Annotated in this window: 22 protein-coding genes and 1 other annotated feature; of the genes, 10 read left to right on the top strand and 12 right to left on the bottom strand. The window is 35.7% G+C overall.

The window, feature by feature from the left end; all coding sequences use genetic code 11:
• The 3 genes from AC1DTM_RS02135 to AC1DTM_RS02125 form a co-directional block, all read right to left on the bottom strand.
• A partial coding sequence (locus AC1DTM_RS02135; RefSeq protein WP_477000022.1) for a DUF418 domain-containing protein occupies window positions 1–713 on the bottom strand: 713 nt, incomplete at its 3' end.
• 300 nt (window positions 714–1,013) lie between these two features.
• Complete coding sequence (locus AC1DTM_RS02130; RefSeq protein WP_016106573.1) at window positions 1,014–1,520, bottom strand: ferritin; 507 nt, start codon at window positions 1,518–1,520, stop codon at window positions 1,014–1,016.
• Between the two features lie 53 nt (window positions 1,521–1,573).
• Entirely contained in the window at window positions 1,574–1,897 is a 324-nt protein-coding gene (locus tag AC1DTM_RS02125) for a MazG nucleotide pyrophosphohydrolase domain-containing protein (protein ID WP_016106572.1), read from the bottom strand.
• Window positions 1,898–1,970: 73 nt separating this feature from the next.
• Here AC1DTM_RS02125 and AC1DTM_RS02120 point away from each other — a divergent pair, with 73 nt between their 5' ends.
• Together AC1DTM_RS02120 and AC1DTM_RS02115 are read left to right on the top strand one after the other, a co-directional pair.
• Window positions 1,971–2,549, top strand: a complete 579-nt coding sequence (locus AC1DTM_RS02120; RefSeq protein ID WP_016106571.1) for an LOG family protein — start codon at window positions 1,971–1,973, stop codon at window positions 2,547–2,549.
• Window positions 2,550–2,916: 367 nt separating this feature from the next.
• A complete protein-coding gene (locus AC1DTM_RS02115) occupies window positions 2,917–3,420 on the top strand; it encodes a DinB family protein (protein WP_016106570.1) in 504 nt (167 codons plus the stop codon).
• 106 nt (window positions 3,421–3,526) lie between these two features.
• Here AC1DTM_RS02115 and AC1DTM_RS02110 read toward each other — a convergent pair whose 3' ends face one another.
• From AC1DTM_RS02110 to AC1DTM_RS02100, 3 genes are all read right to left on the bottom strand, one after another.
• Entirely contained in the window at window positions 3,527–3,724 is a 198-nt protein-coding gene (locus AC1DTM_RS02110) for a hypothetical protein (protein ID WP_000656311.1), read from the bottom strand.
• A gap of 439 nt (window positions 3,725–4,163) precedes the next feature.
• The gene (locus tag AC1DTM_RS02105; protein ID WP_002112747.1) at window positions 4,164–4,604 is read right to left on the bottom strand and encodes a Dps family protein; all 441 of its coding nucleotides are present in this window, start codon (window positions 4,602–4,604) and stop codon (window positions 4,164–4,166) included.
• 294 nt (window positions 4,605–4,898) lie between these two features.
• Window positions 4,899–6,332: an alanine/glycine:cation symporter family protein gene (locus AC1DTM_RS02100; RefSeq protein ID WP_016106569.1), complete on the bottom strand. Its 1,434-nt coding sequence runs from the start codon at window positions 6,330–6,332 to the stop codon at window positions 4,899–4,901.
• 416 nt (window positions 6,333–6,748) lie between these two features.
• Between AC1DTM_RS02100 and AC1DTM_RS02095 the strand changes: the two genes are divergently transcribed.
• The 7 genes from AC1DTM_RS02095 to AC1DTM_RS02065 all read left to right on the top strand — a co-directional run bounded on the left by AC1DTM_RS02095 (window position 6,749) and on the right by AC1DTM_RS02065 (window position 12,822).
• Window positions 6,749–7,246 carry a cation:proton antiporter regulatory subunit gene (locus tag AC1DTM_RS02095; protein WP_002198915.1) on the top strand — a complete coding sequence of 166 codons (498 nt, stop codon included), beginning with the start codon at window positions 6,749–6,751 and terminating at the stop codon, window positions 7,244–7,246.
• Entirely contained in the window at window positions 7,247–8,446 is a 1,200-nt protein-coding gene (locus tag AC1DTM_RS02090) for a cation:proton antiporter (RefSeq protein WP_002159952.1), read from the top strand.
• Between the two features lie 80 nt (window positions 8,447–8,526).
• Complete coding sequence (uptA, locus tag AC1DTM_RS02085) at window positions 8,527–9,120, top strand: undecaprenyl phosphate transporter UptA (protein ID WP_002159953.1); 594 nt, start codon at window positions 8,527–8,529, stop codon at window positions 9,118–9,120.
• A gap of 136 nt (window positions 9,121–9,256) precedes the next feature.
• Window positions 9,257–9,691 carry a DUF3920 family protein gene (locus AC1DTM_RS02080; RefSeq protein ID WP_002159954.1) on the top strand — a complete coding sequence of 145 codons (435 nt, stop codon included), beginning with the start codon at window positions 9,257–9,259 and terminating at the stop codon, window positions 9,689–9,691.
• 113 nt (window positions 9,692–9,804) lie between these two features.
• Entirely contained in the window at window positions 9,805–10,215 is a 411-nt protein-coding gene (locus AC1DTM_RS02075; protein WP_002159955.1) for a MarR family winged helix-turn-helix transcriptional regulator, read from the top strand.
• 50 nt (window positions 10,216–10,265) lie between these two features.
• Window positions 10,266–10,964 carry a pirin family protein gene (locus AC1DTM_RS02070; protein WP_246907467.1) on the top strand — a complete coding sequence of 233 codons (699 nt, stop codon included), beginning with the start codon at window positions 10,266–10,268 and terminating at the stop codon, window positions 10,962–10,964.
• A gap of 208 nt (window positions 10,965–11,172) precedes the next feature.
• Entirely contained in the window at window positions 11,173–12,822 is a 1,650-nt protein-coding gene (locus AC1DTM_RS02065) for a M4 family metallopeptidase (RefSeq protein WP_477000021.1), read from the top strand.
• A gap of 43 nt (window positions 12,823–12,865) precedes the next feature.
• On the opposite strand, the gene AC1DTM_RS02060 is transcribed toward AC1DTM_RS02065, so the two are convergent.
• The 3 genes from AC1DTM_RS02060 to AC1DTM_RS02050 form a co-directional block, all read right to left on the bottom strand.
• Window positions 12,866–13,183, bottom strand: coding sequence for a metal-sulfur cluster assembly factor (locus tag AC1DTM_RS02060; protein ID WP_002159958.1), 318 nt, complete (start codon window positions 13,181–13,183; stop codon window positions 12,866–12,868).
• A 118-nt stretch (window positions 13,184–13,301) separates the two neighbouring features.
• A complete protein-coding gene (locus tag AC1DTM_RS02055; protein WP_246907471.1) occupies window positions 13,302–14,993 on the bottom strand; it encodes a methyl-accepting chemotaxis protein in 1,692 nt (563 codons plus the stop codon).
• 418 nt (window positions 14,994–15,411) lie between these two features.
• A complete protein-coding gene (locus tag AC1DTM_RS02050) occupies window positions 15,412–16,230 on the bottom strand; it encodes a class I SAM-dependent methyltransferase (protein WP_477000020.1) in 819 nt (272 codons plus the stop codon).
• 113 nt (window positions 16,231–16,343) lie between these two features.
• Window positions 16,344–16,616 (top strand) — a binding site (T-box leader).
• Between the two features lie 50 nt (window positions 16,617–16,666).
• On the opposite strand from AC1DTM_RS02050, the gene metG reads away from it, so the two are divergent.
• Entirely contained in the window at window positions 16,667–18,301 is a 1,635-nt protein-coding gene (metG, locus tag AC1DTM_RS02045; protein ID WP_246907473.1) for a methionine--tRNA ligase, read from the top strand.
• Between the two features lie 195 nt (window positions 18,302–18,496).
• On the opposite strand, the gene AC1DTM_RS02040 is transcribed toward metG, so the two are convergent.
• From AC1DTM_RS02040 to AC1DTM_RS02030, 3 genes are all read right to left on the bottom strand, one after another.
• Window positions 18,497–19,399 carry an EamA family transporter gene (locus tag AC1DTM_RS02040; RefSeq protein ID WP_002159962.1) on the bottom strand — a complete coding sequence of 301 codons (903 nt, stop codon included), beginning with the start codon at window positions 19,397–19,399 and terminating at the stop codon, window positions 18,497–18,499.
• A 265-nt stretch (window positions 19,400–19,664) separates the two neighbouring features.
• Window positions 19,665–21,107 carry a sensor histidine kinase gene (locus AC1DTM_RS02035; RefSeq protein ID WP_016106557.1) on the bottom strand — a complete coding sequence of 481 codons (1,443 nt, stop codon included), beginning with the start codon at window positions 21,105–21,107 and terminating at the stop codon, window positions 19,665–19,667.
• Window positions 21,085–21,750, bottom strand: coding sequence for a response regulator transcription factor (locus AC1DTM_RS02030; RefSeq protein ID WP_002159964.1), 666 nt, complete (start codon window positions 21,748–21,750; stop codon window positions 21,085–21,087). The genes AC1DTM_RS02035 and AC1DTM_RS02030 overlap by 23 nt, the downstream gene beginning before the upstream one ends.
• Between the last annotated feature and the right edge of the window lie 75 nt (window positions 21,751–21,825).

Genomic DNA, 21,825 nt, shown 5'->3' with positions numbered 1-21,825 from the left:
GGTATATGTTGATTGACCTCAAATAGCCAGCCCTTTTTCCCCACATACATTCCGAGTAAGAAAAGTGGAGACATAAAAATTATTGCGAAAACTGATATGAAAACTAATCCGAATACACCGTTAATCCCCATATAATCAAAAGGATTTTCAGTCAATCTAAAGTTGATATGATCCATATAGCTTCCAGTCTCATGGACCTTATGTTCCTTTTCGGTATAAGGTGCGAGATCATCATAGGGGTTCGATGTTGATTCCGATTGGTAAGATGCGAGCATAATGAGTGCTAGTAAAATAGATGCCCAAATGAGCAACGTTTTCGGTTTTCGATTGATGAACATCATTAAGAAAATCCCGATAACCCCGTAGGCAAATAAAATATCTCCCTCCCAAACAAAAGTGCCGTGAATGTAGCCTAGTAGTAAAAGAATGATAATACGTCTTATGTATGTGGGGAAGAATTTTTTTCCTTTCGCAATAATACTTTTTTGCAACAAAATAATGCTAAGACCAAATAAAAAAGAGAATAGGGACATGAAATTGTGGGTGCCGAAAAATTGAATAAACCAATTAGCACCTTCATCAAGTTTTCCAAATATGTAAGTTGGTTTTTCATTGGCGAAGAATCCAAATTGAATTAAGGTCATATTGACAAGTAAAATACCAAACAAAGCGAAACCACGGATTGCATCAACAGCTTCTACACGCTGATTCATTTTTTCTCTCCTCGTATATTATTTTATCCCGCATTAACGAGCAGTAAGACTCCCACCTCAAAATTCGGCTGGAGCAAAGAAGTTAGGTGGGAGATCAACTGCCCGTAAACGCCCGATTGGTGAAGGCTAATAATCAGTGGGGGATGAACAAAACCCCACTGATTAAAGTTTCACTTTATATTGAAAATAATACCATTTTCTTACTGGTACTATGTCAAATACAAGGAAATTTAAGGTGATTTTAAGCTAGAGAGAAAATAAAAAAATCACCTTAATATATTCATTAAGGTGATTAAAATATTATTCAGCTGGAGGTGTAAATGTACGTTTCTCTAATTCAGCATCTAGCATAAATAGTGCGTTTGAATCGCTTGTAATACGTTTTAATTTTTGGATGATGCTATCAAATGAAGCTTCTTCTTCTACTTGCTCGTCAACGAACCATTTTAAGAAGGTAATTGTTGCGTGTTCACGCTCATCCCAAGCGATATCAGATAAGTGATAAATGCGTTTCGTTACTTCACGCTCGTGCTCAAGTGCAACTTCAAAAGCGTTTAATACAGATTCGTATTCGTTGTTAGGATTATCAAATCCAGTAATAATAGCGCGCTCGCCGCGGTCATTAATGTAGTTGTAAAGCTTCATTGCGTGGAAACGCTCTTCTTCAGCTTGTACAAGGAAAAAGTTAGCGAATCCATCGTAGCTTTCCGCTGTAAAGTAAGCAGCCATTGCCATATAAGCGTGGGCAGAGTAAAATTCAAAATTCATTTGTTCATTTAGTGCGTCGTGCAATTTTTTAGATAACATAAAATCCCCCTTATTATTTTGACAAGAACATTATATCACAATTGATAATCTTCTCATTTAGATGTTTCGAACCTTTTTGAAAGCTTTGTGACGTGTGCTTCCATAATGTCTTGTAAATCCAAATCATATTTTTGTGAAAGAACAATAAGATTAGAAAGTACATCACCAAGTTCTTCTTTTAGTTCTTGTTTTAGCTCTTCTTGTGTTTTTGTTTGTTCATCAGGGCGATCACGACCGATTTCAATTGCGCGAACAACGCGTGAAACTTCCCCAACTTCCTCAGTTAAGAAATTTAAGCGAATAAAGGAATTATACTGTGACCAGCTTCGTTTTTCATAAAATTCCTCAACCCATCTTTGAAATGCGACGATATCCATTTCTTTCTCATCCCTTCAATATGTTGTACAATACCCATTGTATCATAACAATATATAGTTTCGAGGTGTAGGGATGAGAAAGATTTGTGTGTTTGCAGGTTCAAATTTAGGGGAGAGACCAGAATTTAAAGAGCAGGCAATAGAGTTAGGGAAAATATTTGTTGAGAACGATTATGAGCTGGTATACGGCGGTTCATGCGTTGGATTAATGGGAGAAGTGGCAAATGAAGTTCTTCGCCTAGGTGGACGTGTAACAGGTGTTATGCCGCGTGGTTTATTCCGTGGTGAAATTGTTCATACAGGACTAACAGAATTAATTGAAGTAGAAACGATGCATGAGCGTAAGGCGAAAATGGCAGAGCTTGCGGATGCTTTCATTGCATTACCAGGTGGATACGGAACGTTTGAGGAATTATTTGAAGTTGTATGTTGGTCACAAATTGGTATACATGATAAGCCAGTTGGTTTATTGAACATTAAAGACTTTTACGGACCAATTCTGCAAATGGTTGAACGCGCAGCTGAAGAGGGCTTTATGAACCCATCGAATAAAGAGTTAATCGTTTCAGCTGAGACGGCTGACGAATTAATTCATAAAATCCAAAATTACGAGCGTCCTGTTTTGGGGACTAAGTGGAAGCAATTATCATAGTACAATTTTATAGAGAATTTCGGAAACACMTGTCATTTTATCTTGAAAAGACATGTGTTTTTAATTTGGTTAAATATATTGATAGTGAGATGTGAAATCGTTGGAAGAGGGGAAGTAGATGGAGGTATGTTTTGCTGACTTAAAAAAGAACATCTGAATAAAAGGTGAATAAGGAATTATTGAGTGACATAGAATTGTTCCGTTAAAGGGTCAGATTGTGGAAGATAGCGAATGTTTTTTATGAAGGTAATAGAGGTTTTTTTAATCGAAATCAGAATAAATTTTATAGATGTAATCCTTTGGGGATTTTTAATCAGCTATGTATCATAATCTAATCATTAAAATGAAAATTGGAGGAGAAATAATCATGGGGCATTCTGTATTAAAAATGTATAACTACCACTTATGGGCAAATGAAGTTATTTTAAATCGCTTAAAAGAACTACCGCAAGACATTTTCCATAAGGAAGTTAAGAGTGGTTTTTCTTCGGTGGCAAAAGTAATGTCTCACATATACCTCACAGATTTAGCCTGGCTTGAGATTATTTCTGGTAAAAGCATGAGTGATGCAATGGCACACACAGACCAATTGAAAGAACAGCTGGAAACAAAAAATATTGAGGAAATGGAAACTAGTTTTTATGAATTATCTAAACGATATAAAGAACTTTTAAGTAGTCAACAAGATTATGAAAAAGTGTTTGAGGTTGATAATCCATATGCTGGGCACCTGGATACGACGGTTTCTGAAACAATACTACACGTCGTCACCCACGGAGCATATCACCGTGGGAATATAGCTACAATGTTGCGGCAAATGGGGCATACCTCTGTTATGCAAGATTTTGGACTATTTCTATATTCAAAATGAATTCTTTTTATTTACCATAGAATATGGGTTTTTATGATGTTTTTTGGGACTGCTTTTATTAGTGGTCTAAGCTTAATTATGTAATATAGAATAAAGGCATTCCATATTATTTCGGAATGCCTTTATTGTTATTTTTATTTTGTTTTTTATACAGGTACCAGCCACCCCAGCCGCCACCAATTGCTACAACAACGAGGAAAGCATAGTCTTTAACCTCGACACGTATATTGAAAATATTAGCTATGAGTAAGAGAATCCCAACTGTTATTAACGCGAAAAATGCTCTAATTAAGTAGTCTTTCAACTGAACCACTCCCGTCATTTAAGTAGTAAATGATGAACTTGGACAAGCTTTTTGGATCTAATTACTAAAGGGTGTTTCCTATATTTTAACATAAAAGAGATTGTAATATATTGATAAAAGTAGTGGAGGGGAGTGCTATTATTGTCGTGATTTGTCGGTAAGTCGATATATTGGAAAAATCGCTGATAAATTTGACGAAATCGCCGATATAATGCAAAAATCGCTGATAAATTTGATGGAATCGCCGATATAATTTCTGCGCGATTACCCCATAGAAAAAAGCGACTCTGAACGAGTCGCTTCCGCTTTTAAGTCATATCCAGCTCCAGCGGCTAGAATGTTCGGTGGCTTCGCTTTTTCCTGCGAGGCAAAGAGCGCCTCTTCGTCAGGAGCTCCAACACCCTCCTGTTCTGAACGAGCCGCTTCCGCTTTTAATATATTATTGATTCAAGAATGCACGTAGCATCCAAGCGTGTTTTTCTAGTTCTGTGTAGATGCCTAGTAGTAGGTCAGATGTCATTTCGTCGTCAGAGTTTTGAGCGATTTCCATGCCTTTTTTCAGTTCAGTTAGCATCATTTCGTAGTCTTTCATGATTGCTTCGACCATCCCTTCTGCAGTTTCTCCGTAAGCTGCTTCTTGAATAGAAGATAGTTCTAAGTATTCTTTCATTGTTGCTACTGGTTTGCCGCCAATTGCTAAAATGCGTTCTGCAATTTCATCGATGTGAGTAGCTGATTCTGTGTAAAGCTCTTCAAATTTTTCATGTAGTGTGAAGAATTGAGGTCCTTTTACGTACCAATGGAAGTTGTGTAGTTTTGTAAATAAAACGCTCCAGTTTGCTACTTGTTTGTTTAATGCTTCGATTACTTGTGTATTCATTATGATCAATCTCCTCTTGAATTATTATGTTATATGAATTACTAATTTATAATTATTATAATCTAGTAATTTGTATAAATCAACCCTTTTGCTGGAATTAATTTGAACAAATTATGAACTGTTGTAAATAAAAACCCCTATTACGGTGAGGTAATAGGGATTTTTATTTGATATATAGCTCCAGCAGCTAGAATCTCCGGTCATTTCGCTCTCTCGCTCGAAGCAAAAAGCGCTTCAAGGTCGAGAGCTTGAAGTGTCCTGCGATTCTGAACGAGCCGCCTCCGCTTTTATTTGTTATACAGCTTGTTTCTTTTCTTCTACATCCTGTCCATCCCAGCACTCTGTATTCTTTAAGCCAGGAATAGAACTTGCAAGGAAAACAGGGTCTTTTCCTTGTTTCTTTTGTTTTATATAGTCTACTAATGCTGCGTAGGCAAATTTGCTAAGGAATGAGATGGCAATTAAGTTTGTGAATACCATTAGTCCCATAAAGAAATCAGCTAAGCTCCAAACTGTTTGAAGGGCAGCGATTGATCCGAAGAAAACCATTCCGACAACTGCAACACGATAAATCAGTAACCATGTCTTGCTTTCCTTAATGAATGCGATATTTGTTTCACCATAATAGTAGTTTCCTAGTAAAGAACTGAAAGCGAATAGGAAAATAATAATCGCTAAGAAAGTGCTTGCCCACGGTCCAATTTGTGAACTTAATGCTTGTTGTGTTAATTCAATACCTTCTAAATTTGATCCTTTGTAAAGTCCAGAACATAATACGATAAACGCCGTTGATGTACATACTAAGAATGTATCTACGAAAACACCTAATGCTTGAACAAGCCCTTGTTTTACAGGGTGAGATACATCTGATGTTGCTGCTGCGTTAGGAGAGCTACCCATACCTGCTTCTGTCGCGAATAAACCGCGCTGAATTCCGAACTTGATTGCTGCTCCAATACCACCAGCGATGGCTTGGTCTAAACCAAATGCACCGTTAAATATTTCTAGAAAAATACTTGGTAACATATTGAAGTTTTTAATAACGACAAAAATAGCCACACCAATATAAACGATTGCCATTGGAGGAACAATCATTTCTGTAATACGTGAAATGCTTTTAATACCACCAAAAATAATAACAGCAACTAATAAAGCTAATACAGCTCCTACGATAGTTCGTTCTAGTCCAAAAGCATTTTCAAACGCTATTGTTACTGTATTTGCTTGTACTGAATTGAAGATTAATCCGTATGCAACTGTAATGAGAAGTGAAAACCAGATGCCCATCCAGCGTTTGTTTAATCCTTTTTCCATGTAATATGCTGGGCCACCACGGAACCTGCTTCCATCTTTTACTTTATAAATTTGCGCGAGCGTACATTCTACAAAACTAGTAGCTGCCCCAAGAATGGCGATAAACCACATCCAAAATATTGCGCCAGGTCCGCCCATTGAAATTGCTAGTGCTACACCAGCTAAGTTCCCGATACCAATACGTGCAGCTGCACTTAAGCAAAATGCTTGGAATGGAGAGACGCTATCTTTTTTCTTTTCTTTTCGATTGAACCCTTTACTAATTAAACTGACCATTTCACCGAAATGAGTAATTTGGACAAATTTTAATTTGAAAGAGAAATAAAGACCGAAGCCGATTAGCATTGCAATAAGAATATATGACCACAAAATATTATTCGTTACTTCAAGGAATCTGCTAAAGATATCAACCATATAATACACTTCCTTTTTTCATAATAAGAAAATTATATGCAAAAAATATACCAGAATCAAATTTTCTAAAAAAATATGTTACTTAAATGCGTTTCGTGTTATGATTAAGTTACATCGTGATATTTTTAGAATTATTTACATTTTAAAAAACTAAATTTAAAACGAAAAAGAGGGGATAATTTGAAAGAAGAATCTTTATTGAAAGTAAGTCTTAAGAGTTTGAAAATGAGAAGTAATTTATTTTTCATCATTACATCTTTAAGTATCTTTTTAGGAGCCACTTATTATTACAATAAAAGATTTCCAAATCACAGATATCCTGACTGGTTAGAATTTCTAAAATTAGTTGGTTGAAGAAAAGACAGAAAAACAGAAAATTCAAATAAAAAATTATTTATTGTTGAGGAGGAACTAGTATGAATATAAGAGAAAGTGAACTTCCAGGTATTGGTTATAAGTTTCAAATCGTTACGAAAGGTAACGAAAAAATGGTGATTGTCATTCATGATGATGGGCGTAGAGAAATGTATCATTTTGATACAGACCATGAAGAAAGCATCTCAAGTATTTCATTGCGTGACTCAGAGGCAAGACAAATTGCAGCAATATTAGGCGGGATGGTATATAAACCTCGGGCATTAGAAAATGTTGAGATGGTCTTTGAAGGTTTAGCGATTGAGTGGTTCAAAGTGGAGAATGCAGCGCCAGCAATTGGAAAAACAATTGGTGATCTTGAAATAAGAAAAACATATAGCGTAACGATAATTGCAGTTATGAAAAAGAATATGAAAAAGCTATTTAATCCAGGACCAGACACGGTGATTGAAGAGGGAGATATGCTTGTAGTTTCCGGTGAGAGAGAAGAAATTAAAAAGATTATCAATGAATTACTTTCGAATAGGGGGACTGACTAGATGGATACTTTAATTTTTGAAGTTGGTACAGCTTTAGTTTTAGTAGCAATTGCGGCGGTAATTGCTGGGAAGTTTAAATTCTCAGTAATTCCTTTTCTAATTGTTCTTGGCATGTTAGTAGGACCGCACGCGCCGACAATAGGTGTTATCGATCTCAAATTTATTGAAAGTGCAAGTGTGATATCCTTCCTTGGAAGGATTGGCGTTCTGTTCCTTCTGTTCTATCTAGGATTAGAATTTTCGATGAAAAAACTAATTAAATCTGGACGTTCGATTGCTATTGGCGGAACGATTTATATTTTAATTAACTTTTCACTTGGATTATTATACGGATTTATAATGGGCTTCCCGTTACTTGAAATCTTAATTATTGCGGGTATTATTACGATTTCTTCTAGTGCTATCGTTGCAAAAGTATTAGTTGATTTAAGAAGAACTGGTAATAATGAGACCGAATTAATTTTAGGAATTATTATGTTTGAAGATATATTCCTTGCTGTATATTTATCAGTAGTTTCTGGCTTAGTCCTTGGGGATCACGCTTCGTTCTTAGGTGCTCTCACTTCAATTGGAATTGCTTTAGGATATATGCTTCTATTCTTCGTAGTAGCTAGAAAGGCTACGCCGTTATTAAATAAATTGCTCAATATTAGTTCTGATGAAATCTTTATTATTGTAGTATTTGCTTCGCTATTCTTTATTGCTGGTTTTTCAGAAACAATTCACGTTGCAGAAGCAATCGGGGCACTTCTTTTAGGGTTAGTTTTCTCTGAGACAGAGCATAGTGATCGAATTGAACATCTTGTTGTTCCATTTAGAGACTTTTTCGGAGCTATCTTCTTCTTCAGTTTCGGATTAAGTATCGATCCGTTCTCATTGGGCGGAGCAATATGGTTAACGTTAGGTGCTGTGCTTCTGACGATAATCGGAAACTTTGTAGCAGGGATGATTGCAGGAAGACAAGCTGGATTATCCCATAAAGCTTCAACAAATATTGGATTAACAATCGTTTCAAGGGGAGAGTTCTCCATCATTATGGCCAATATCGGTATCGCCGGTGGTTTAATGTCAGTATTGAAACCATTCTCAGCACTATACGTGCTTATACTATCCATTTTAGGACCTCTTCTTACGAAAGAGTCGAAGAATGTATATAAATTTTTAAATAAAATCTTTAAGTGGGATACGAAGGCAAACTAAATTTTAAAAAATAAAAGTACAAGATATTTACCGCTTGTACTTTTATTTTTTGCAATGAAAACAGTAAAGAGAGGTAAATGATGTTAGGAGAGTTGATTCATTCAGTTTTAGTTTTTCTAGAAGGACTTGGTTATTGGGGAATTATGCTTGGATTGATGTTAGAGGTTATTCCAAGTGAAATCGTATTGTCTTATGCAGGCTATTTAGTATCAACAGGAAGCATTACATTTTGGGGTGCTGTTGCGTTCGGTACGATTGGCGGTGTAATCGCACAGCTATTTATTTATTGGATCGGTCGATACGGAGGAAGACCTGTTCTTGAGCGATATGGAAAATATATTTTGATTCAGAAGAAACATATTGATTATGCGGAAGCGTGGTTTAATCGTTATGGAACTGGTGTTATCTTTACCGCACGTTTTATTCCCGTTGTGCGTCATGCTATTTCGATACCAGCAGGTATTGCGAAAATGTCACATGCTAAGTTTATTACGCTAACTACATTAGCTGTTATTCCATGGTCAATTGTATTTGTCTATTTAGGCTTTAAATTAGGATCAGAGTGGGAAAGTATTAATAAAGTAGCTGGGCCATATGTGAAATATTTTGCGCTTGCTGCTATTGTTTGTGCAATTGGTTATTTTATATTTAAAAAAATGATGAAAAAAAAGTGATTACGGAAAAAGAATCTATGCTGACATAGATTCTTTTTTATTGTCATTTTTTAAAGGGTGAAAGAGTATGTTTAATATTTACCATATTGTGGCATACATATAGGAAAAGGGAGTTTGGAAAGGGGATTATTGAGAAATGGAACTCCAGTTTCAAAATGTATATCAACAAGTTGAGAATTGGTATGTGTTGGATTCGGAGCTTCCTTGGGATGTCAAAAAGTTAAGAAATGATTTGTTTTCTCTTATTGAAGTAAGTGCAACGCCAGTTATTTTTTGTGATACGTGTGATGCGAATCATGTACTTTTATCATTAGGAGAAGAAGAAGAGGAGTTTTTATTCCCGGTAGGTGGTTTTTATCATAAAGAAAAACAATTAATTTTCGTTTGTATGTGGGAAGAGTATGAGCAAGTGCTCAAAACGCTATTGCATGAATTCAGGCATGCGATGCAGCATAAGGACGATGTACTATATGTTGGACATGAACGATACGAAGAAAGATGGATCGAGAAAGATGCGAGGCATTTCGCGGAGAGGAAGCTAGATGAATACAAAAATAGAAATTTAATCTGAAGCATAGTGGAGAAAAATCACTGTGCTTTTATTTGTTGCTAATTAAAAATAAGTAGTTGACCTTTATTAAGTTTAGTTCTAAACTAATAGTATCAAATGAGCGAGGTGATGGAATGAAAGCAGAGGAAAGACTTGGATTACTATTATGGTTTCGTTTATCACGCTTTTATAATAGAAGTATTCGTGAGACGAATCAGCATTTGAAAAAGTGGAATGTATCTGCCGCTCAGTTTGATGTATTAGTTCAAATTGGAGGACACGATCGTTTAACACAGCAAGAACTTGGAAATAAGTTGTTTGTTACGAAAGGAAATGTTACTCAACTTTTAAATAAGATGGAGCAACTAGATTGGATTCAGCGTGAACAAGAAGGTACGACGAAATATATTTCATTAACAGAAAAGGGAAAGGTTCTATATGAAGAAATAGTCCCGCCGCAAGAAACATTCCAAAAAGAGCAATTTGATAAGTTAAATAGAGAAGAACAAAAACAATTATTAGAATTACTGAAGAAGTTACAGTAATAAAATTAAAAATAATTATCTCGATTTCGAGATAATATGAGGTGAAGGGTATGTTTAGAAAAGTTGATCATAAAAATATGGGAAGAGCAAATCACGGTTGGTTAAATACACATTTTCATTTTTCTTTTGCAAATTATTATAATCCAAATAACATGAATTTTGGGGCAGTACGTGTTATGAATGATGATTTAATAGCGGCACAAACTGGGTTTGATATGCATCCGCACCGAGATATGGAGATTATCTCTTACGTTATAGATGGTGAATTAACACATGAAGATAGTATGGGGAACCGCGGGACAATTGAGCGTGGGCATGTTCAATATATGAGTGCAGGTACTGGTGTATTTCATAGTGAGCATAATTTAGGAAATGAAACATTACGGCTATTACAAATTTGGATTCTACCAGACCGCGATGGTCATAAACCAAACTATGGTGAGTTTAAATTTGATTGGAGTAAACGTGAAAATGAGTGGTTCCATATGGTATCTCCTTCTGAAGGTGATGCACCAATTCGTATTCACCAAGATGCAAATTTATATTCTTTATCATTAGAAGCGGGTAAAGAAATTCATTTTCCTGTTCAAGAAGGACGTCAATTGTACCTTGTACAAATTGAAGGTAGCAGCGTTGTAAATGGTGAAACACTTGTAATGCGTGATGCAGCGGAGGCTGTAGAAGAAGATATTCACATTCAAGCGAAAGAGAAGTCTCACTATTTAGCAATTGAAATGAAAATACAATAAAGTGAAACTTTAATCAGTGGGGTTTTCCAGCATATAAATAGCGGAATGAAAAGTTATAGGAAAGAGGACGTCGAAAAACGATGTCCTCTTTTTGGTGAGTTGAATTATCAGAAAAAACTTTCTCAATGTTTAAAAACAGGTATACGAATAAGTATTTAGAATTGTAATAAGTGTGTCAAAAATTCTTAGGGGAATGGGGAGTGTTAGATTGAAAAAGCAAGTAATTTCATCAGCATTAGCGTTAACTGTTATCGCAAGTGGGTTTGGGGCATTTGGAGCAACTACGACGAAAGCAGAAGAGCAAAAAATCCAGTATCACCAAGAGTTCAAAACACCAGCTTACATAGGTGAAGAATGGAAAGCGCCAGAAGGTCTAGATAAAAAAGAGACAGTATTTCAATATTTAGAGAKCAAGAAAGATATGTTTAAACTAGCAGGAAATATTGATAAACATTTCAATGTCGTTGGTGAAGAAAAAGACGATGAATCAGGTACGACACATGTGAAGTTAGTTGAGAAGCATAATAACATTCCTGTGTATGGTTCAGATCAAACGGTTACGCTTGATAAAGAGAATAATGTAAAAGCATTTTTTGGACAAGTTATTCCGAATTTAGATGATAAAAATATTCCTGCATCTGCAAGTATTAGTGCGGAACAAGCAGAAACGATTGCAAAAGCTAATATTGAGAAAGAAATTGGTAAAGTAAAGAATTATGATGGTGTGAAAAAAGATTTATATGTGTATGAAAAAGATGGTCAATACTATCTTGCATATCTTGTAAAAGCGTCGGTTTCGAAACCAGCTCCAGGATATTGGCATTATTTTGTTGATGCAACAAATGGAAATGTTATTGAGAAATATAATGCTGTAGATCAAATTACTGGATTTGGTTACGGAGTATTAGGCGCTAGACAATCATTTGAAATTGCTCAAGATACGAAAACAGGAGCGTTCAACTTATTTGATGGTACACGAGGACAAGGTGTCCATACATTTGATGCAGAGAATATGAACGAAGACTGGTTTAATTTATTCTCACAAATTCTTGGATATACAGGAGAAGAAATTGCAAGTAAATCTAAGTTCTTCGAAGATAAAGCGGCAGTTGATGCGCATGTGAATGCAGGAAAAGTATATGATTATTATAAAAAGACATTTAACCGTAACTCTTTCGATGATAAAGGTGCAAAACTTATTTCTGCTGTTCACGTAGGTGAATCTTGGAATAACGCAGCGTGGAACGGTGTGCAAATGATGTATGGTGATGGAGATGGTAAGACATTTATTCCATTATCAGCAGGGCTAGATGTTATTGGCCACGAATTAACGCATGCTGTAACTGAACATACAGCAAACCTTGTATATAAAAATGAATCAGGAGCGTTAAATGAATCGTTATCTGATATCATGGGTGTCATGGTTGAGAAGAAGAGCTGGGATTTAGGTGCTGATATTTATACACCTGGTAAACCTGGAGATGCACTTCGATCTCTGAAAGATCCAGCATCTATTCCGAATCCATTAAAACCTGGTGAAGGTTACCCAGATCATTACAATAAACGCTATACTGGTACAGCTGATAATGGCGGCGTTCATATTAACAGTAGTATTAACAATAAGGCAGCGTATTTAGTATCTGATGGTGGAGACCATTACGGCGTGAAAGTAAAAGGAGTAGGCCGTGAAGCGACAGAAAAAATCTACTACCGTGCTCTTACTAAATATTTAACTGCAAACTCTGATTTCAAAATGATGCGCCAAGCTGCACTTCAATCAGCAGAGGATCTATACGGTAAAAACTCTAAAGAGGTACAAGCTGTAACGAAAGCTTATGACGCTGTAGGAGTAAAATAATAAGAGAAAAAGACCTGACTGGATTGTCAGGTCTTTTCCTTATTTAGTCACGAATACCTAATGCGATTTTCGCCATACGTGACATACGTTCTTTTGTCCATGGCGGATTCCATACAACTTTTACTTCTATTTCATTTACTTCGGGTACGTTCGTTGATAATATTTTTTTAACGTCTGATACGATTTGGCCAGCCATTGGACAACCGATAGAAGTCATTGTCATTGTAATGACAGCATTATTATTTTCATCTGCTGTAACGTCATAAACTAATCCGAGATTGATAATATCAACACCTAATTCAGGGTCAATAACAGCTTCTAAGTTCGCATATAACTTTTCTTCAAATGCTTGTTGTGACATGTGTAGCACCCCCTAAATATTAATGATATCGATTCTCATTATAACGGAAATACATGTAATGTGCAGGGAATGAGCTCAAAAAAATATTCCTCTTGGAAGAGGAATATTTTTAAAAAAGCTATTCAGTTTTAAAATGAGATACAAGCTGATCTAATTCTTCAACTGTTTGTTTCATTTGTTTTGCAGTTAGGGTCATTTCATTCATAACAACGACTTTCTGTGCAGCGAATTGTGCTGTTGCGACAGTCTCACTTGAAACTTCATTAGAAATTGAAGCGATGTTATTAAGTGAAGCATTCATTTCTTCAGCACTTGCGGCCATTTCTTCAGCAGTTGCTGATATGTCTTGGATTTGAGTAGACACTGTATTCACTTGACCGACGATTGTTGTGAAAGAAGAGCCTGCCTCACGAATGACGTTAATACCTTCAAATGCTTCAGAGCGACCTTGAGACATCATAGAGCTAGCAGTTTTTGTATCATTTTGAATTTGATGTAGCAACTGGTTAATATCTGTTGCCGCTGTTTTTGATTGTTCAGCAAGTTTACGAACTTCATCAGCTACGACAGCAAATCCTTTTCCTTGTTCACCGGCACGAGCCGCTTCAATAGAAGCATTTAAAGCAAGTAGATTTGTTTGTTCAGCGATATTGGAAATAGATTGTACAGCTGCATCAATATATTTCGTATGAGTGATTAGACGTTCGACCACTTCTGATGTAGCATTTACTGCTTCGTGAATCGTCGTCATTTGTGAAATAGATTTTTGAATAACAGTACTTCCATCGTTAGCGTGTTCTGACGTGGCTACAGCTAGCTCGGCTACAGAAGAAGCAGATTCTGCAATGCGCTGAACACTCATTGCCATATCATCCATTGCAGTCGAGCTTTCTTCCATACTAGAAGTTTGTGATTGGATGCTGGCATTTAAATTGGACATCGAGCTTTGAACTTTTATTGTTGCATCACGCGATGTATTGGTCTTTTCTAGCATGTTTTTAGAAGCATTTTGTACTTCCACAGAAGTTTTTTGAACACGATTAATGATATGCTGCAAGTTTTCTAACATGTTATTAAATGATGTGGCAATAGCACCGATCTCATCATTGCTATTTACTTGTAGACGTGCTGTTAAATCACCTTCTTGAGAAGCTAATTCTTTTAATTTCGTATCAATTTGTTCAATTGGTTTAACAAGCTTGCCAGAGAACCACCATGCAAGAATGAGTGCAACAATAACACATATAACAAGTGATAAGAAAACAATATATTCAATTAGCAGTGAAGATTGATCAATTTTTTCAATGGATTGTTCACGTAACTTAGCTTGTTCGTTACTATAGTTTGTAAAATCACCAATAACTTTATAAACAGTACCATTTTCTGAAGAAGCAAGTTGTAATGCTTCTTCCCATTTTTGTTCTTTTGCAAGAGAGAAAACTTTTTCTTCAATAAATATTCTCCAAGTAGAGCCTAGTTCCATAGTATCTTTTACAGATTGTGATACGTTAGGGTTAGAAAGAAGTTGTGCTTTATTATCTTCAAGAAGCTTACTCATTTCATGAAACTTGTCTAATTCGACTTGATCATGTTGCAGTAAATAACCCCTTAAAGCTGAAAGTTGTACTTGATACGCGTCTCCACGTTCTTTTAATTCTGTTGCAAGAGGGGAAATATCTTTTTGTAGTGTTTCAGCTTTATGAGATTGGTCAACAGCAAAGAATAAAATAAAAGCTAATGCGATGCCAAATAAAGCGCAAATCGTTCCCATCATGAACATTAATTTTTTTCGAATACTAACATATTTCATCGTTACCCCTACCTTTTCTTCAAAAAACTATTTATTATAATTTATAAATATAAAAAATAGAATTAATAAAAACATTATTATGAAGTTATTAATCTGTTCAGTGAAAATTATAGCAGATAACGGAAGGAGGCAAATTGATATGAGTAAATGTTCTTAAAATGTATACATTTGTATATCAAAAAATTCATAAATAAAAACCAGAAAGGCTATTGTAATTTGAAATAACATCCTGTATACTTCTAATTAGTTGATAACGATTATCACTATCAACTAAAACATTACTCTTCGTTATGTTGGTCATACCCCTTTTTGACGACGTAAGTCAGAGACGAATGTTGAAATATCTTGTGTCCTATTCTACAGAATTATGGTAATCTCCAACCTCAACTTATATGCGTAAGCATGCAAAAAAAGGATCCTATCCGTGAAGGGATCCTTTTTTGCATGTTGTCGCAATTAATGTATATAGACCGGGTATGCGTTCTTCAATTCCTTCGGGTGAAGTAGAAGGGAAGACCCACCTTTGATGAGGTCCGTGTTCTTCAATCAATTTTTCAACCTTGAAATTTGTTTCTGCCATTGCTGAAATAACTTCTCCTAGTGTCCAGCGCCTAATTTTTGTTCTCGGTAAAGCGTATTTCTGTGATTCCGTAAGGAGAGTACTATAAGCTACGTMATCTTCAATAAGTTCCTCATCAAAATAATTTCCATTTGCTCGAAATGATGGATGATCTACTCCTAATAATTTTGTATAAACGGGATGATAGTCACGCAGTATAAATGTCCCATCTTGTTTTAGTAAGTGAGAGATTATATGAAAGAGTGGCTTTAAGTCTAAAAAGTAATGGAGCACGCCAAGTTCCAGTAATACGATATCAAATGATTGGGATAGATTTAAATCTAGTACATCGGAAACGATATACTGAATAGAGACGTCAGCAGCTTCGGCTAGTTCGGTTGCATATTTTTCATTACTTGCTGAAATATCTACAACTGTTACATCGGCTCCTAAAAGAGCAAGAGCAACTGCTTTGTTGCCTTTTGATCCGAGTAAATTAATAATACGCTTTCCTTTTGGAGATTGTATGTAGGGTAAATAGTAGGAGACTTCATGAACAGGATCTTGCATGAGTTTTTTTGCATATTCTGTCGGTGTGCCGTGACGATTAGTCCAAGCTTCATAGGCAGCTGCATTCCAGCTTTTTTCATTAATAGTACTTAGTTGCTTTTGATTCAATTTTATCACTCCTTTTGTGAACGTATAGTTATTCGGTGAGTGAGTAGGATTTCCTGCTTTTTTGAATAAAAGTTTGATTTTTCTGGTATTAAGTCGTAAAATACGTGTTATACATAAAAGCGTTGAAAAGGAAAAGTAGAATGGAACCATTCTTTCCAGAGAGCTTCGGTAGCTGAGAAGAAGCAAGAATATTCATTTGAACAATGGCCTTTGAGCTTCGTTCTGAACTTATCAAATGATAATAGTAGGCGGCGACGAGAGTTGGTTCTCGTTATCAAAACCACAGTATAAGAGCAAGAATTGCTCCGTACTTGTTAAGGTTAGTTATGTGAATGACTGACGAAATAAGGTGGTATCGCGACTGTTTATCCAGCCCCGCCCTTATCTTTTTTAAGATAGGGGTGGGGCTTTTTATATTTTAAAGGAGGAATATAAGATGAGTATTTTTATTGGAGGCGCTTGGCCGTATGCAAATGGTTCGTTGCATCTTGGGCATATTGCTAGTTTGTTACCAGGAGATATTTTAGCGCGTTATTATAGGGCTAAAGGTGAGAATGTGTTGTATGTTTCAGGAAGTGATTGTAATGGAACACCGATTGCAATTAGAGCGAAACAAGAAGGGGTTACAGTAAAGAAAATAGCTGATCAATATCATGAAGAATTCGAGCGATGTTTTCATAATCTTGGTTTTACGTATGATTACTATACACGTACAGATAGTGAGCATCATCATGAAACTGTTCAAAAAGTCTTTTTACGTCTATTAGAAGAAGGTTATATTTATAAAAAAGTAGTTGAACAAGCTTATTGCGAAGCGTGTACACAATTTTTACCGGATCGATATGTAGAAGGTATTTGTCCGCATTGCCATGAAGCAGCAAGGGGYGATCAATGCGATGCTTGTTCCGCTATTTTAGATCCACTCGATTTGTTAGAAAAGAAATGTAAGTTATGCGGTAGTACGCCATCAGTACAGGAAACAGAGCATTTCTATTTTGCATTGCATAAATTTCAACAACAAATTAAAGCGGCTGTAGAAATTGCAAAGCAGAAAGGAACATGGCGCGACAATGCAATTCAATTAACAGAGAGATATTTAAAGGAAGGATTACAAGATAGGGCAGTATCACGTGATTTACCAATTGGGGTACCAATTCCGGTGAAAGGATATGAAGATAAGAAAATTTACGTATGGATTGAAGCGGTGACAGGATATTATTCAGCGAGTAAACACTGGGCTGAAGAAACAGAGAAAGCTGATCAAGAGTTTTGGGATAGAGATGCGAAAACATATTATGTACATGGTAAGGATAATATTCCGTTTCATTCAATCATTTGGCCAGCGGTATTACTTGGAATAGGAGAAGAAGCGATCCCGCGTCATATCGTTTCGAATGAGTATTTAACAGTAGAAAAAAGAAAGTTATCGACAAGTAAAAACTGGGCAGTATGGGTACCTGATATATTGGAACGCTATAATCCAGATTCTATTCGTTACTTTTTAACAGTAAATGCACCAGAAAATCGTGATACTGATTTTTCATGGCGTGAATTCATTTACAGTCATAATAGTGAACTATTAGGCGCATACGGGAACTTTGTGAACCGGACGTTGAAGTTCATTGAAAAGTATTATGATGGCATTGTGCCAAAAGCAAATATTAATATAGAGCTGAGAGATAAGGTAGAAGGATTATATAAAAGTGTAGGAGAGGCGATTGAACAAACTAAATTTAAGGTGGCACTAGAAACAATATTTGATGCAGTACGCTTTGCAAATAAATACTTTGATGAAAAGCAGCCTTGGAAACAAAGAGAAGAGGACCCAGTTCCATGTGAGGAAACAATTTATAATTGTGTTTACCTGATAGCAAACTTTGCACAACTGCTTGAACCATTTTTACCGTTTTCAAGTGAAAGAGTTAGAAATACATTATCGAGTGTTAAAGTAAATTGGGAACCTCAAAACACGTTGCCAAACCGAATTGATAATGTACAGCCATTATTTGAGCGAATCGATGTAAAACAAATTGAACATGAGATAGAGAAGTTATATGGAGCGGTAAAGTGAAATATAAGGAAAAGACCTTTCAAATAAATGAAAGGTCTTTTGTCATGCTGTATAACCCTCTTTCTTATCTTTTAAAAAGAAAAGCACAGCAAGAATTACGAGAATAATAGCCGCAATATCATATGTTATTTTGAAGGTAGTAATAAAGTTTAACATATCGCAACTTTATTCACATTTATATACAAGTTGATGTTTTCACGCACTATGCATCGTATGCTGTTTTTTTTCTTTCCTAGCAGTAAGTAGTTGTGGTGTGAAAATACCGAGTAATATAACCACAATCCCAATCCACTGCATTGGCGATACAACTTCATGAACAAGTGTAATAGAAGCGATAATGGCTGTTGGTAATTCAGCTGCACCTAATATTGTACCAAGTCCTGTTCCTACTTTTGGTACCCCAATTGAAAAACAAATGACAGGTATAATAACCCCGAACAGTCCAAGGAAGAAAGCATATTTCCATAGGCCTGCTTGTAAGGTACCATCTGTTAAAAAGGTAGGCGGGAAAAATAAGCATACAATAAGAGTAGCACTCGTTGTCATAAGAAAGCTTTTCGTATAAGGCGGAACATCTGTAGCAACGCGCCCGCTTACAAATACATAGAATGAGAAAGAGACGGCAGCTAATAGTCCGAAAATAATACCTTTCGTAGAAAAGTTTTGTCCAAGACCTTCAAATACTCCACCAGCAAACAATGTACCAGTAAATAAAATAATAATAGATATAACTTTCTCACGGCTTGGGAATGTTCGATTCGCAATCGCTTCGATGACTACACCAATCCAAGTGAACTGAAAGAGTAAAACGACAGCGATAGAGGCTGGCAATTCTTCTACGGAAATAGCATAGAAAATACCTGTCATGCTCATTGTTGTGCCGACTGTTAGTAACGAAAAGAATTGTTTTTTTGATACTTTATGACGTGAAAAGAACAGAACGAGTAAAAGGAGTCCAATCCATCCGAAGACATATTGTCCTCCTAGTAGTTGGTGTGATGAAAATCCTTCGATGAATCCGAGTTTAAAAATAGTTGAAAGTACGCCGTAGCTACAAGCGCCGAATAAAACTAGTAATGAATACTTAAATTTCTCCATGTGAAAACCTCCTTATATAAAGTGAAACTTTAATCAGTGGGGATTTTGTTCATCCCCCACTGATTATTAGCCCGACTCCCACCTAACTTCTTTGCTCCAGCCGAATTTTGAGGTGGGAGTTTTAMTGCCCTCAAATAGCGGGATAAATAAAAAACGCCCGTTATCCTAATAAGGACAACGGGCGAACGAAACAGAGACAGAGACTCTACAAAATTCCGCCACTCATACGAAGTATGAGTTTGGGGTATGAAATTATAGTAGTAGTTTACATTGCTTTTGGAAAGACAATTGAGCATTTTACACCTTGAGGTGTGTTTTGTATTCCATAAGGAAACTGATGTTTATCTAGTATTTGTTTTACAATATATAATCCAAGACCGCTACCTTGTACTAAACCGTTATTTCCAGGATTAGCGCGATAGAATGGCTCAAATAAATGAGCGAGTTTGTCCTCATCAATTTGTGAACCTGTATTTAATACTTCTAATGCGTAACCGTTCGGTTTTTCATAAAGCTTTATATATACATGCTGATGATCGATTGTATAGTGAATTGCATTTGAAATAATATTAAAAATAGCAGTTTGAATAAATTTAGGATCAGCTAAAATTTGTACGTCTTGTTTAATATTAGATTGAACATTTAATTGCTTTACAGATATAAAATAATCTACTTTCTTCATAACGTCCTCAATGATGTTAGATAGTGAAATAACTTCTAAATTCGGTTTGAATTGAGGATTTTGCATTTTGGATAATTCTGACATCTTTTCCGTTAATACGTTAATATCCTGCATCATCTCGTAGGAACGTTTTAAGTACTTATCTCTATCTTTGTAAGCACCGATTCCGTGAATCATGCCATCTAGTTGGCCCATAACGGCTGCGATAGGTGTTTTTAATTCATGGGATACCATAGACATAAATTCTTTGCGAGATTGTTCTAATTGTTGTTCTTTCTTGAGCTCATTTCGTAAATCTGTATTTGTTTCATGTAGATTTTTCACAATGGTTGGGACTTGTGAAGCGGCTACTTGCAAATTAAAATCTGTTTGATCTGTATTTTTGTTAGGTGATTGTTGATCTGAAAAGTCCAGATTTATAATATCTTTTAAAGTATCACTCATATATTGAAAAGGTTTGGCAATTAGTTTGGCATAAACTAAAGAACCGAGCAGAGATAATGCAAGCATTGTTGCACCAATATTTGGAGCTAATTGTTGCATTATCTCTGCTAAACTAGGATTATCATGTGTTTCGTTTGTTTTCTTTGTTGTATTTTGTGTATGTAAGGAATCAGTGTTAGCGGCTATTTGTTCCGCTTTAGTATGTGATTCAGTTTTGTTACTTTCCTCCGAAAGATTTGCTACATTTTCTTTTGCTTTTGTAGTTTGGCTAGGTTGCAAAAGATGATTAATAGCCGTAGAGAGTGTTTTGAAATCTATAATAGATGACTGGAAATTTGAAATGCTACCCTCTGAAACAGCTTTATTCTGTTCTCTTTTATTTTGTTCGTTTTTCGTAACTGAATCCGCATGTTCCACAGTTTGAGTTTCAGGGTTTTTCGCATAACGCCCTTTATCATAGTTTAAAGCTAGAAAATAAATGATTTGATAAAGACAAATTGATAAAAGAACACAAAACAATAGGGTTTTGATGAAAATATTTTTGGTGATGTTATCCTTACTATGCTTCGATTTTGTAGCCAATGCCTTTCACCGTTTTAATATAAGTAATCCCTAATTTTTTCCTTAAATTTTTAATATGTGTATCTATAACTCTTACATCACCATAATGTTCATAGCCCCATACCTTATTTAACAAATCACTTCTTGATAATACTTTTCCTCGATTTTGTAACAACGTATATATAATCTCAAACTCTTTAGTTGTTAGTTCAATTTGATTACCATGAACATAAGCCGCATATGCTGTAGAATTTAACATCAATTCATGGAATTGTAGTATAGTTGCAGTTTCGGCTTCCTTCGTTGTTGTCCTTCTTAATACAGCTTCTACGCGTTTAATAAATACCGTGTAATGGAACGGTTTTGTAATATAGTCATCAATGCCCAACTCAAACCCTTTAATTTCACTCTCCTCATTATGTAAGCCTGTTAACATAATGATTGGTACATCAGACTGTCCTCGCATAATTTTACAAATACTATAACCATCTATATCCGGTAACATTACATCAAGGAGGACAAGGTCGTATGAATTTTTTTGGAAAAGAAGAATTCCCTCCGTTCCAGCACCAACCACATCAACGGTAAAATTTTGGGCAGTTAAAAATTCACGAATAAGTTCTTGTATATCTGGGTTGTCTTCAATCACCAGTATATGCGTCATAGTAACACCTCCTAAATAACGCTTTTTACTGCAATATTCGAATTCATCATTTTTCGGGTGACTCAAGTTGTATAT

The sequence above is a fragment of the Bacillus sp. P4_D3 genome (genome assembly GCF_056401855.1).
Note: the sequence above shows the minus strand (reverse complement) of the source record. Positions and strands in the feature narration are given on the sequence as shown.